Raw genomic sequence first — 13,425 nt, forward strand, 5'->3', positions numbered from 1 at the left:
TTTAAGTCAGAATTAGTGTTAAATAGTATTTATATCGTTGTGCAAAACAAATTGGCATAAATATTCTAAACTTAACTGTAAGAAAAGAAATAAAAATTGCAAGGTATGGGGTGAAATTAATTCATTCGGTGAAGGGGTGATGGGTATTAACGTGCCCAGTACGAGTGATTAGATAAGAAAATAGTTGAGGTTTTATATGGCTGATACATGTACAGGCGGGACAGTAGCATGCTGGATATCAAGTCAGGTCAATATATTAAATAATATTGCAAATAACTTGCTTCCTGTAGAGCGCTTAATTACAGGAGCAGCGTATCTTATCGGTTGCGCCTTTTTATTTAAGGGAGTTTATTGTTTAAAGCAATATGGTGAACAACGAACAATGATGTCGAGTAATACCAATGCTAAAGAACCAATAACCTATTTGTTAGTGGGTACAATGCTGATTTATTTCCCAACGACTTTTGCGACATTCATGCAATCTTCTTTTGGTTATCAAAATGTTCTTCAGTATGCACCGGTTAATAGCGGTAATTCGACTCTTGATACCTTATTTGGTAGTGGAAGTGTTGTGGGAAGGCCATTGACGATTATTATTCAAGTCATCGGTCTCATTGCTTTTGTAAGAGGGTGGGTATTAATTGCACGCGCTGCAGGTTCGGGTAGTCAACCAGGAGCTACTGGAAAGGGTTTAATCCATGTATTTGGTGGAATTCTAGCGGTTAACATTATAGGTACGCTTGAGATGATTAATAACACACTCTATGGGTCATGACGCGTAGACACGCTATACATCCTTCTATTCGGGTCAAATTTAATTTTTGGGGCTCTATCTCGCGCTATTGATATAGCAAATAAAGAGTTAATGTGTTTGCGGATGCAAGATAATAATTTTTTGTTAGGTAAGGCGTCAGTTTAATGCCCCTCTTAGTCGATGAGCCAGAAATTCATAGTAACCTATCATAAAAAAGCAATTTGAGCTGTAAAAAAAACGTAAAAATAGGATCACCCAAAGGGATCGCAATTTTTTTAGTTTAAAATGTGCGCAATACTTCTTTTTTTGTTTTCCTATTATGTCCACATCAAATACAGAAATCGCTCAAATTCTATCAGTGAACAAAATGTCTGGTGAATTAGCACAACAAGAGTTCATTCACTCAGTACCAAAGACTGAATCGGGTGCAATTGATTTAACTAAAGCTCTGCGTATCGCTGAAGGTGGAACTCACATACTTTATCGATTTCCAGATGCGCCTTTTGTTATTAAGTTAATGAAACAAAATCCAAATCCTACGGCGCTTGAAGAATTAGAGAAAAAATATGCGGTTTTATACGAGTGTTTTGATCAAGATGGAAAACAACGCTGCATTAGGGAACAGCATATTACATGTCAAGTACAACTTCCTGGAAAAGAGTCTCAAAGTGCTGCGTTATCCATTGTTCCCTATGAGAAATGCTTCAAATCTAAAGTAAAATTTGATTTTAAAATAGAACCTGCAGAACTTGATATTTATTTGATGGAGCATAACCAGGATTTGTTTGATAAGGCACATAAAACGCTTATTCATAAAGACGATACTGGAGTAGATTTTGAGCTTAATGATTATGCGCTCATTGATGAACGAATCGGTGCCATTTTGCAACGTTTGGATAGCGATCCTAAGCTTCGGGAAGTCATGATTGAATTTTTAAATCATTATCGTGATTTTTATCAAAGGACTAATATCATCCTGGATGCCATGGGATTTGAAAACATTCTGTTTTTTAAAGATGAAAAGGGTGATTGGCAGTTTAAAATAGGCAGCGCGATAAAGCATGATACTGGAAAATACACCCAGGAGTTATTTGATGCATTACATTCTGAAAAAGAAGTGGATTTAACAAGTTTTGTTAATTTTACTCATGCTTATTTTTCACCGGCCAACATTAGAGCAGTCAATGTATGTGCCATGAAGCTTGGTTTAGAGCCTGTTATTCATGATGTCACCATCGATTCAAAAGATTTATGGAGAATCTCTCAAGAATTATCAATAGGAGAACGAATGCTCGCCTATGCGCGACATGGTGATTTTGAAAAAATAGATAAAATTCTCCAAGATAATCAGGGTGAACTTAGTTTTAATCTCAGAGATTTCTGGACATACTCTCTCATCGCTGATGAATACATCAAGCATGGACAGCCACCAACAGCACTTAAAAATTATCTGGGTACGGTGAGTCAACTGCCTGTTATCTTGCTTGAAAACGAGGAGGATGCAAAACGAGTAGAAGACACAAAAAAAACCATTATAGACCGAAAAAACATGCATGATAAAAAAATGATGCTTCATCAAGAACTCACAACTTTTGTACGTAATAAAGGGCAACTACAAAAAATAATTGATTCTGCTCATACTCCCGCTGTAAGTTATGCTTATGTTGAATCTAATGAACAACACCAACACGGACTTGCAAAAACTTCTCTTGCTCTTGGCAAAAAAAATGTTCAATCCACAGGTACTGAAAATTCCGTAGATGGTAATACGAGATTTCCAGCCTCTTCACTGAGTAAAATTGTATTTACTTATTTGGTGTTACAGCTGGTCAAAGAGAAGCAAATCGATTTGGATGAGCCATTACTTTCTATTCTTCAACAAGAAGGCCATGAATATGAACGATTCAAGGTGGATGGTGACTATCCTGAAAAGGCTAAAAAATTAACTGCTCGACATGTATTGTCACATACCACAGGCTTGCCCAATTGGGCTCCCAATTTATCTTCACCACTAGCATTTGATCCTAAGTCAGATCTAGGTAGTGGATATTCGTATTCAGGTGAAGCGTTTCTTTTTTTACAAACAGTCATTGAGACAAAAACGGGTAAAAATTTAGAAAAGTTGGCTAAAGAGTATGTGTTTGATCCTTTAAAAATGAATCGCTCTACGTTCCAGCCGCAATCAGAAGACGATACAAATATTGTAGTGGTTCATACTCAGCTGGGAAAATCGACTCCCATTTTAGAAATAGATCCACCACTTCATTCTGCCGCATCACTGCTTACAACAGCTAATGATTTTTCAAAATTGATGAGTGCTTGGTTGGATAGTATGGATGATCCCATCATAAAACAAGCATTTGAGCCAAGAAGTGATTACAATATTGCGAAAACCTGTGGGTTAGGTTGGCATATTTATAAAAATAAAGATGCAGTCATCGCCTATCAATGGGGTGCAAACCCTAATACACGATCGTTTATTGCCATAAATGTTACAGAAAAAAAGGGTGCGGTATTTTTTACGAATTCAGAAAATGGGATGAGTATCGCCACTCAAATTTTGAATTCTCCTATTTTACCTCCTATCGGGGATATGCAAGAACTCTTTAACTATATGAGTTTTAGTCAAAGTGATGAGGCCGGATGGCAAGAAACAATTGCGGGTAAGATGTGTGAAGAAGAGGGCAGACTTGAAGAGGCAAGAATTTATTTTGAAAAAGCGCTTAAGCTAAGGCATTTGGAATGGTCGAATGCAGTTCATCAAATTTCCTCTCTAGAAAAAACAGTATTTACCGCTCCATTGGAAACTTTTGTAGGAAATTATAACAATGAAGCAGAAATCTACTTAAAAGAGGGTAGCTTAATCTGCAGGCGTTTTAATGTTGAAACAAAGCTTGTACGCATATCAGAAACCGAATTTCTGCCGGAAGAGGATCCCTCGTTTAAGCTAAGTTTCAAAAGCGATCTCGTGGAAATCCTTTCTATCCATGGGGAAAAAACCTTTTTATTGAAACATCCTTTACCAAAACCTCAACTCGAAACGGATCATGAAAAAACAGTTGGGGCAAAAGAGCAACCCTCTTTAATACCCGTTGATTTACCAAAAAAAGAAATGTTGCACGATTTGATGAAAAAAGCCTACATTCCTGGACTATCCATTGCTACTATTTCTGATGGAACACTTTCTTGGAGCGGTGCGCTTGGTATTTCTGATATGGATTCAGGAGATTGTGTTGATGAGTCTACTGTATTTGAGGCGTGCTCCTTGAGCAAGCCACTGTTTGCTTATTTAGTATTAAAACTGATAGAAAAAGACCAACTGCCACCAGATTTCCTGACACAATCCTTGCCTGAAATAGAATATGGGCGCTTTAAGAGTGAGGACAGAGAAAAAGTAGCGTCTTTAACGCCACAAATGATTTTGTCGCATCAAACAGGATTGCCTAACTGGGAACCTGGTAATAATCAACTTGAGTTCCAATTCAAACCGGGTGACCAATACCATTATTCTGGAGAAGGGTATCACTATCTACAGAAAGTAATTGAAGCAAAAACGGGTAAAAGTCTTGAAACGCTTGCACAAGAATATGTATTTACACCACTTGGAATGAAAAACAGTCACTTTGAACATGCTTGTTTTAAGCCAGGAACACAATTTGCATCCCGTCATAATGAATTAATGCAGCCCCAACGCTATAAAGACGAAGTCACTGCAGCGGGCTCGTTACAAACCACAGCATATGATTATGCACAATTTGTCATGGCACTACTCAAAGAGCAAATGCTGAGAAAGACAGCAATGAAAGAACTCGTCTCAACAGAAAAAGATGAAACAGCAAGAAAGAAAGAGATTCCTCAAGAAATAGTACAATCCGTATTTTGGGGATTAGGATGGGGTTTAGAAAAAACAGAGGAAGGAACATTGGCATTTCATTGGGGAGATGCACCAGGCGCGAAGGCATTTGTTGCAATAAACCCTGATACTGGTTCTGCAATTTGTTATTTTGCGAACAGCCAAAATGGCTTGTCTCTTGCCAAGGAGCTAGTTACTCCTGTTGTTGGTGTAACAAAAGGTCTTGATTACCTTTGTGGCAAATATGATTATACGCCCTATGATAAACCCGGTTACAAAGAACGACATGAAGGATTAATCGCTGAATCAAAAGGCGATTACGTTACTGCAAAAATCCAATTACTCAAGGCCATTGAATTGGAGCCTAAATACACTACTGAACTGACGAAACATATGGAGTGTTATGATAGGCCTGGTTGGAAAGAGCAACAGGAAGGCATAAAAGCTGAATTAAAGGGTGATTATAAAACTGCCATAATCAAATTCAAACAAGCACTGCTTCAAGATTTAGAATCTGAGCAGCAGATCAAAAAACACCTTGCATGGTTAAATGATTTGGATAACCCAATTGAGGTAAGTAAAGAAAAATTACAAGAATATACGGGCAAGTATGGACCTCATGAATTAAGCATTGAAGGAGAGTCACTTAAGCTCAAGTCATTCGGACAAAGTTATAAGCTTATTCCTGTTGGTGACAACATTTTTTCACCAGAAAACAATCTCAATTTTCGCCTTGAATTCGACAAAGAACGCGGGTATGTTGCTTATCACTTTCTCGATTTAGCATTTCAGCCAATTATAGAGAAGAAACAAAAAGCAACTGCCCCCACATCAAAAATGACATTGGAAGAGGTGATGAAAAAAGCCGATATTCCAGGCATATCGGTTGTCACAGTCAATCATGAAGGAATTATTTCTCCGCCATTCGTGAAAGGCACTGTCAGTTCAACCCAATGTGGGTTATTGAAGATGCCTGTGGCTAAAATTAAGGAGGAGCAAAGCAAATTTTATAAATCGTATTACATCCTGACCGAGGAAGGTGTACTTTATTATAACAAATCAAAGGATAAGCTTCATAAGCTTGAGCTGGATGAATATCAGTTAGAAGAATTTCGTAAAAGTTTCGCCAAAGACGAACAAATAGATATTTTGTCCGATGATCAATTAAGTGAGATTACCTCGATTACAGACCATCTTCACTCAAGCCCCTCAATGGACGTAACTCCTGAAACAGTTTTTGGAGCTGCATCACTGAGTAAACCTGTATTTGCCTATTTGGTATTAAAATTAATAGCAGCCAATAATGCGAATGAAGCCCAACCGGGTCTTGGGAAATTTAACGCCAAATTTGATTTAAACACTCCGCTTTATGAAGTTTTTCCAGAGATACTAAAAAAATTTCGCAAAGAAGATGAAGATAAGGCCAAGCTTTTGACCGCAGAAATGGTATTATCCCATACGACAGGCTTACCCATTACGCATGATGAGCGCAAAGGGCTCATTGAATTTCAGTTTGACCCTGGCACAAAATACGCTTATTCAGGTCCAGGAATTGCTTACTTGCAAGAAGTCATCGAGGCATTAACGGACTCAAATCTGGAAACACTTGCCCAAGAACACATCTTTGGGGAAAACGCATTAAAAATGAAGCACAGCAGCTATCATTTCGATAAAAGCAAGCCTCCGCAAGCAGCAAATAGCCTCTACACAACGCCAAGTGATTATGCCAAATTTATAGTGACCTGGATGAATGATGAAGCGCTACAGTATGCATTTCAACCCAATCTCTCCATGAACAATGATTATTTGCCTGGCAACTGGCCAATGGAAGTCAATGGATTAGAACAGGATAAAAACCATGTAGCATGGGGTTTAGGTTTTGGACTACAAACCGATAAGCAATGTGGGTGCGGTCTTATTAAAATGACAATAGATCCAAGCCAATCTTCATTTGATTCTATCGAAGGCTTATTGGAGGATAGAAATGCGGTCCTTTTATTTAATGATGCGCTTTTTTATGCAGATCAAACCAGTCGAACGGTTAGTAAGATTGAATTGACTGAGAGTAATCAGGATGATTTTAATAGGCTGAAAACAAAATGTACCGAGTCCTATAAATTAGCCCAAGGGAATGAGTTAAAATTAATTTCCTCTGTAACAGGCCGTATCCATAGTGCAAAGAGAGCCTATCATTCCGGTGATATGAATGAATACAGAGCATGGGTGGCAATGAATTTAGAAGACAAGTCGGCGGTAGTTTATTTTGCCAATTCACATAATGGCCATATTCTAGCAGATTCAATCATCTCTCCCAAAGTAGAGATAGATCACGTATTTAATTACTTTTTTCAAACCTATGGATTTGCACGGAGTTTTGATGAGTTACAAGGAATAACTAATTTTCATGGGGTAAACTCCAATTGCTTAAAGAAAACATCGCCTAAGATGGAAGAAAAACCAGATACACCCAAAGAATTAGAAAAAGGAACCACTGTGAGTGAAGAATCAGAACGACTCACTGCCTCTTTACCCAAAGCAAAAACATTAACTTTAGGATTTTTGACACCAGAAAAGAGAAAAGAAAAAAATCAACAGGATAATTATTGTGGGTTTAAATCAGGGTTTCTCATAGGTAAGTCTTTTTAAACTAATTGCTTCGTGCCTTTGGGGGTAGCTTTGAGGTTACGAAGAAACTAATATTAGGAATATAAAAAAGGTCGAGCTGACGGATTAAATAAAAGCGTTATTACATTTTGAGATGACACCATACATATAAGGGAGTATACGGTGATGGATGATAAAATTTGTGAGCATTGCTATCCTGAAAAACGCTGTCATGTTAGAAGGAAATTTTTTAGTTTATTCGATTATTTTATATTCAATCCATTGATCTATGCTTTATCTAAAACGTTTCTCCTCTCAGAGCAGGATTTTTTACGTTTCGATAATCTATTAAATAGGATGTCCATTACTATTTTTCAAAAATTAAAATTATTTACCAAAACCAATAGCATTGATAGGAACCAATTTAATAATAGCGTACTTGCACTATGGGATGAAGCGCAACGAAGGGGATTAGAACTGTATAATTTTAAGGAGTCCCAATTACATACGTTGTATTTTATGTTGGTATTCAATAACAAAAAATATTATTTTACGCAAACCCCTATTTCTCTTTTCTATCAAAACAATACGTACTTTGACGATGATACCAAATACGATAATAAATGGATTCTCAAAAAGAAATTATTAAACCAAAAAATACCCTGTCCTGTAGGAAAGGTTTTTATTTCCAGTAAAAGCGCTTATCAATATGGTATTGAATTAGGATTCCCTCTTGCTGTGAAACCCGTATCCGAATCCTTAAGTATTCATGCCTTTTGTACTATTCAAACGCCAAATGAATTAAAAGAGGCAATTAAAATAGTAAAACAAGTTGATTTTCGTGTATTGGTTGAACAACATATTCCTGGCAATGTTTATCGGTCATTAATTATTGATGACTCATTAGTCGCTTGTGTGATGCGCCAACCTGGAAGTGTGATTGGTGATGGTCTCAGTACTTTGGCTGAATTAATCGATAAAAAGAATAAAGCTGCAGGTGGTAGTAATTCACGCAAAATTAATCTCAATAGTTACTTGAAGAAAATACTAGAGGCTCAGGGAGTTGCATTTAACGCAGTAATAAACAAAGGACAACAAATCTTTATTTCAAAAAAAGTGACTATAGGTAGTGGTGCAAAAATTAGTAACGTTACTGATTTAATCCATCCAGAGAATAAACTGTTATTGGAACGAGTACATAAAGTCCTCAATATACCCCTTACGGGTCTTGATTTTATTTGTCAGGATATTTCTCTTCCATGGCATAAGCAACAATTTGGCATTATTGAAAATAATAGCTTTCCCTATATCGACTTGCATCTTAATCCCTCTGATGGAACGCGAATCAATGTACCAAGTATCATTTGGGACTATGTATTAAATGTTTTAGGTAAAAGAGAAGGCGATGGCTCGATTAAAATGGATTAAAATCGGCTAACGTTCTCTTGTTTATTCACTTTTTTAAAAATTGTTCTGTGCTGTGAATGGTATAAACAATTAGATGATTATTAATAGAGCAACGCAAAATATCCAAATTATTGTACTTGTTATATAGGGGTATTGATAACCCTTATAGTTTTTCTTTCGAGTAAAAAAATCAATAATTAGCACAGGGGCAACAGAAAAAAATGTTAATAAGATGACTAATGCTATGGATTCTGCACCTTGCTGAAAAGGCATAATCCTTATTAAAAAGGCCAGTGTATCGTGCAAAAATTGATGCAAATAAAAGATTACCCCAACAAACAAAAAATCAAAAGTATAGATAAACCAAGAAGCAGCAAACAGTGGTAGAAGTAATTTAGCTCCTTTTATTGCCCATAGCTTCTTGAAGGATTTGCTAAACTCCTCTGAAAAAAGAACCATAACAACACCGAAGAGAACAACTAAAGCAAATAACATTTATTTGATCCTTTTCTCAACATCGTTCAATGCTCCCTAGTGTGTACCCAGTTGCATTGATAAATCCTCATCTTCTTATGAATGTGTTTTTGATACGCTCAATTGCACGACGAATTTTTTGTTCAGGTCGAGCGCTAAATGAATTCCCATTGAAAAAATATTCTTCACCTTCAGGAGATTGCTTAGAAAAAAAGTAATTAAATACACAACATCGAGGCGCGTCACATAAAACCGGATTCACAGCATGCCAAGAGGTTCGATTTGTTTCCATCACAAGCAGGCGATTAAAAAGACTAGGAACAACAATGCGATTTTTAATTTCTTTATCCCATAGCTCATAATTTCCGCCATTTTCGAGTCGCCAATTAGGGGATACATAATAAAGGACATTTACAGTTCGATAGTGTTTTCTTCCTACATCATGCGAATTATCCAAATGAGGATTAAGACGATATCCTTTGAGTAATGTACTAATTCCACCAGCATACTCTGATGGATCAGGAATTTGGTTTTTAATCTCGGTTATCTCTTCAATCAAAGCGACAACTTGAGGGTCTTGAATCGCAAAATTAATATCTTGCAGTAAACTGGATACATCTTTTAAGTGGCTGTATTTTAGCTTTAATTTTCCAGGAATATTTAATAGATGCATTTCACTTGGTTTAGGAAAGTTAGCATATATTTTTTCAGCAATTTCAGTTGGAAGAAGGTTATCCAGTGTAAAATAACGGGCAACTTTTATAGGATGCTCAAGAAAAAACTGTTGTTTCAAGTGCTCTTTAGTTTCATTTAATCTTTTTACAATCAGATCCGTTAATTGACTTCTTGTATTAGTTGCCATGTTAAATTTTATATTTGTATATTTATTAAAATAATAGTCTATTTTTGTATTGCTTGGGGTTATATAGGCTATCTTGGCTTTAAATGACGAATCGGGCTATTTAAATTTCTTTTTTTAGATTAATTTATTATTAGTATGCTGGCATTCTATCCAAGCGAATTAGCATATGGTTTCGCACGCATGATGTGTATTTGTTTCATGACTAGCTCTAACTCACGAGAGGGGTTGTTTTAGTAGGCCTGCCTAACAAAATTATTTGAATAAAATTATTGAAATTAATTAGTCTTAATTATATATTGCATAAACTTTAAGAAGTAGGAATGATGTAAATGGAGTTTTTAGATTTTTGCAAAGCTATTCAAGAAACCGTTGAAAATGACAATAAAAGCAATGGTGTCCCAGAAAAAAATCTTATTTTGCTTGCTGAGTTAGATAAGATAATCAAAAGCGATGAAAAGAATAAATCTCTCTGTATGACTCAAGCAACCATTTTATTTGAAGGTTTTTATCGTCATCTAAACACGGAATCACTGAAAAAAGATTTTCAGTTTATCAGAGCCAAGCGATGGGAGCATCATTTCGGTACTCCTACAATTACATTTCTCCTATCGTTTAAATCGCAGATTGATAAAACAACAAAGTTATTTGATGAATTAAGTCTCGTAGCAGAGCGAACTCTTGATCTACCTTGGCTTATCTCAAAAATTGAGGGCTTTAGTATAGACCACGATAATAATGTTGTTACTAACCCGAAAAGTGTTTCGAGTGTAGATGCTCCACTTACCAGAGAGACTACAGGTATCTTTACGAAAACTCATAATCCTTTTGGAGGTTTTACAACAACCCCGTGTGATCCAGTTTCTCAGCGGTTCATTGAACATGCAGCTTTATCAGCTAAGCATGGGGGTAAAGTATTAGAAATAGGAGCCGCTTTTGGAGCGGCAACATTGGAAGCTATTGCAAAAGGAGCAACTGTTTTTTGCAATGATTTTGATCCGGAAAATTTAGCTGTTGTTCGTCAGCGTTTCATGGAAACAACAGATGACCTCAGTGAATCATTAACGGGAGATAGTAGTAAATTAATTCTTGTACCGGGTGAGTTGCCAAATGAATTAATAGGCCTTCCTGAGAAACAGTTTGATGCTATTTTGATTTGCCGTGTTTTACATTTTTTCTCTGGTGCCAAGATAGAAGAATCCTTGGCCTTATTATCAAAACTGTTAGCTCCAAAAGGTAAAATATATATCGTTTGCGAAACACCGTTTTTAAGAAATTGGCAACGTTTTATTCCTGAATTCAATAGACGAGTAGAGAATGAGGAAGAATGGCCAGGTGAAATTACTGAACCAGCAAAATTTGAAAGCAGTGGACGGGCAAGTTCATTACCAACATTTGTACATTGGATCACAAAAGAAGTAATAGATCGAAGTTTGTTAAAAGCTGGTTTTTCAATTGAGCACTCTGAATACATAAACAGAAGTGGTCAATTTCCAGAAGACTTATTATTACCAGAGTATGGTAAAGAGAGTATTGGTGCAATTGGCGTAATTTGAGTGAGGGATCATGAAAGAAAGGATCAGTTGGTATGAATGGTTTGCTGCCATGTTAAAGGAATTTGTAGCAGAAACAGCAAAGAAACCTAAATATGAAATTGTAGATATTTTTGAATGTAAAAAAACTGGCTTTACAAAAGCAGTAATTAAATTATCTGAAAGACATACAAAAGAAAAAAATATCAGCGATATTATCATGGACAATGAGTTAATTGAGAATCTGGATCCTAAAACAGTTCGAACCTTGACTTATATGGCTACGGTAGAACGGTTAAAACCTGATTACTCTATTGTAGTTCAGCATATGACCCCTGAAGTAGATGAGTACTTGCTTGAAATAAAATCAAAATCTAAAGCAACTACTATAAAAAAATCTCCCTCTGAACTTTCAAAAGATAAAGATTTAATAGCAAGGTTTAAACCCGAAGATGCGAATAGAATTGGATATATGGCAGGCGTTAGGGAAACAGTTAAGGAATTCGAATTAGTTAATAAAAGTAAATAGTTGATGTAGGAGAGGCTTTTGAGAAAGGAAATTTTTGATGCGTTAACTCGCAAAAAGCAATATAAATACCCTTACTTATTGCTCGGACTTTATTTAACTTTTTTGCTATCAACAGTGTGCTTGGCAAGCAGGATAACTCAGATTGGAACGATGCTTGAGCCAGGGGGTATTTTTGTATTTCCTCTTACTTTTAGTATTTGTGATATTGTTGGTGAGGTATACGGTTATGCATACCCTAGATTATTTATTTGGATTGGTGTTTTAGCTGAATTCTTATTTTCTTTAGTTGTAATTACGGTTTCCCACTTGCCTGCGCCCGATTTTTTCACGCAAGCTTCAGCATATGAAATTGTGTTTGATCCTACACTCAGGTATGTAGGCTCAGGATTAGTTGGTTTGCTTATAGGAGAGCTGACTAATGTTTATCTACTTTCAAAATGGAAGATTTTTCTAAAGGGAAAATTTTTTATATTGAGAAGCCTTTTATCAACTGCTTTAGGCCAGGCTTTGCTTACAGTAATTGTTGATATGCTTAATTATTTTGGAAAGCTAACGGAGCATCATCTCGGATGGATGATGGTTTGTGGTTATTTATGGAAAATGTGCTGTGCAGTCATTATGGTTTTTCCCGCTTGGTTGGTGGTCAAATATCTTAAGAAAGCAGAGCAGGTAGATCATTATGATATTCATACAAACTTTAATCCATTTATATTCGGGTTACATGAAGAACGCGGGAATGATTACCAAATTAATACTGAATCCGCGCTTCAATAAGAGTGCCGAGAATCCGATCATTAGGTTTGTCTAATTTTGTTAGTTTAAGACTTCCATCTTCTAAACCCTGTCGCAGATAAGAGGTATTATTTTCGATAAATAATCTATTAAATGCGACTCTATCCTCTTTTGATAAGTACACTATTACGAAATCCCTATCTTTAGGTGTTTTACCTGAATCAAAGATTAAAAGACTATTTTGTTGAAAAAGAGGTTCCATTGATGCATCAGGCATAACTAATGCGAAAGAATTATTGTCAATTTTCTTATCAATTAATATTTCTTGCGTATCGTGGGTTTTGACTGTTTCTGAAGGCCATTTTTTTAATGAATCCCATTCTATAACAGGTATGGTACTGATCTGTAAATTTTCCTTAACTGCATCAGGAATAACAGCAGGTAGAGGTTCTTGGCCGGTTAATTCATTAATGGAAACAGAAAAATAACGAGACAGTTCTTCTAATGCCTTCTTTCGTGGATTTCTCGTTGAACCTGTCAGAATGTGATGAATAGTTGGTTGAGGAATACCGGTTAACCGAGCTAACTCACTTACAGAAATATTGCCATGTATTCGCATGAGTTGTTGCAAGTTATTGCTTAATGTCATCTCAGTCATTAATAGCCCAAACAAATGAATAA

At 36.1% G+C, this 13,425-nt stretch carries 9 protein-coding genes; 6 read left to right on the top strand and 3 right to left on the bottom strand.

Features of this window, described 5'->3' with window-relative positions; translation table 11 throughout:
* The first annotated feature begins 196 nt into the window (after positions 1 to 196).
* From Lpar_RS04955 to Lpar_RS04965, 3 genes are all read left to right on the top strand, one after another.
* Entirely contained in the window at positions 197 to 775 is a 579-nt protein-coding gene (locus tag Lpar_RS04955; RefSeq protein ID WP_058509174.1) for a hypothetical protein, read from the top strand.
* 346 nt (positions 776 to 1,121) lie between these two features.
* A complete protein-coding gene (locus Lpar_RS04960) occupies positions 1,122 to 7,253 on the top strand; it encodes a serine hydrolase domain-containing protein (RefSeq protein ID WP_237759344.1) in 6,132 nt (2,043 codons plus the stop codon).
* Between the two features lie 144 nt (positions 7,254 to 7,397).
* Positions 7,398 to 8,639, top strand: a complete 1,242-nt coding sequence (locus Lpar_RS04965) for a hypothetical protein (RefSeq protein ID WP_058516877.1) — start codon at positions 7,398 to 7,400, stop codon at positions 8,637 to 8,639.
* Positions 8,640 to 8,708: 69 nt separating this feature from the next.
* On the opposite strand, the gene Lpar_RS04970 is transcribed toward Lpar_RS04965, so the two are convergent.
* On the bottom strand, positions 8,709 to 9,113 hold the full coding sequence (locus tag Lpar_RS04970; RefSeq protein WP_058516878.1) for a hypothetical protein: 405 nt from the start codon (positions 9,111 to 9,113) through the stop codon (positions 8,709 to 8,711).
* 67 nt (positions 9,114 to 9,180) lie between these two features.
* Complete coding sequence (locus tag Lpar_RS04975) at positions 9,181 to 9,954, bottom strand: 2OG-Fe(II) oxygenase (RefSeq protein ID WP_058516879.1); 774 nt, start codon at positions 9,952 to 9,954, stop codon at positions 9,181 to 9,183.
* Positions 9,955 to 10,283: 329 nt separating this feature from the next.
* Between Lpar_RS04975 and Lpar_RS04980 the strand changes: the two genes are divergently transcribed.
* The 3 genes from Lpar_RS04980 to Lpar_RS04990 are packed head-to-tail and all read left to right on the top strand — an operon-like array spanning position 10,284 to position 12,786.
* A complete protein-coding gene (locus tag Lpar_RS04980) occupies positions 10,284 to 11,507 on the top strand; it encodes a class I SAM-dependent methyltransferase (RefSeq protein WP_058516880.1) in 1,224 nt (407 codons plus the stop codon).
* A 10-nt stretch (positions 11,508 to 11,517) separates the two neighbouring features.
* Positions 11,518 to 12,012: a hypothetical protein gene (locus Lpar_RS04985; RefSeq protein ID WP_058516881.1), complete on the top strand. Its 495-nt coding sequence runs from the start codon at positions 11,518 to 11,520 to the stop codon at positions 12,010 to 12,012.
* Positions 12,013 to 12,030: 18 nt separating this feature from the next.
* Positions 12,031 to 12,786, top strand: coding sequence for a queuosine precursor transporter (locus Lpar_RS04990; RefSeq protein ID WP_058516882.1), 756 nt, complete (start codon positions 12,031 to 12,033; stop codon positions 12,784 to 12,786).
* On the opposite strand, the gene Lpar_RS04995 is transcribed toward Lpar_RS04990, so the two are convergent.
* On the bottom strand, positions 12,761 to 13,402 hold the full coding sequence (locus tag Lpar_RS04995; RefSeq protein ID WP_058516883.1) for a LexA family protein: 642 nt from the start codon (positions 13,400 to 13,402) through the stop codon (positions 12,761 to 12,763). The two genes, Lpar_RS04990 and Lpar_RS04995, sit on opposite strands and share 26 nt — an antisense overlap.
* Between the last annotated feature and the right edge of the window lie 23 nt (positions 13,403 to 13,425).

The sequence above is a fragment of the Legionella parisiensis genome (assembly GCF_001467945.1).
Taxonomy (GTDB): domain Bacteria; phylum Pseudomonadota; class Gammaproteobacteria; order Legionellales; family Legionellaceae; genus Legionella; species Legionella parisiensis.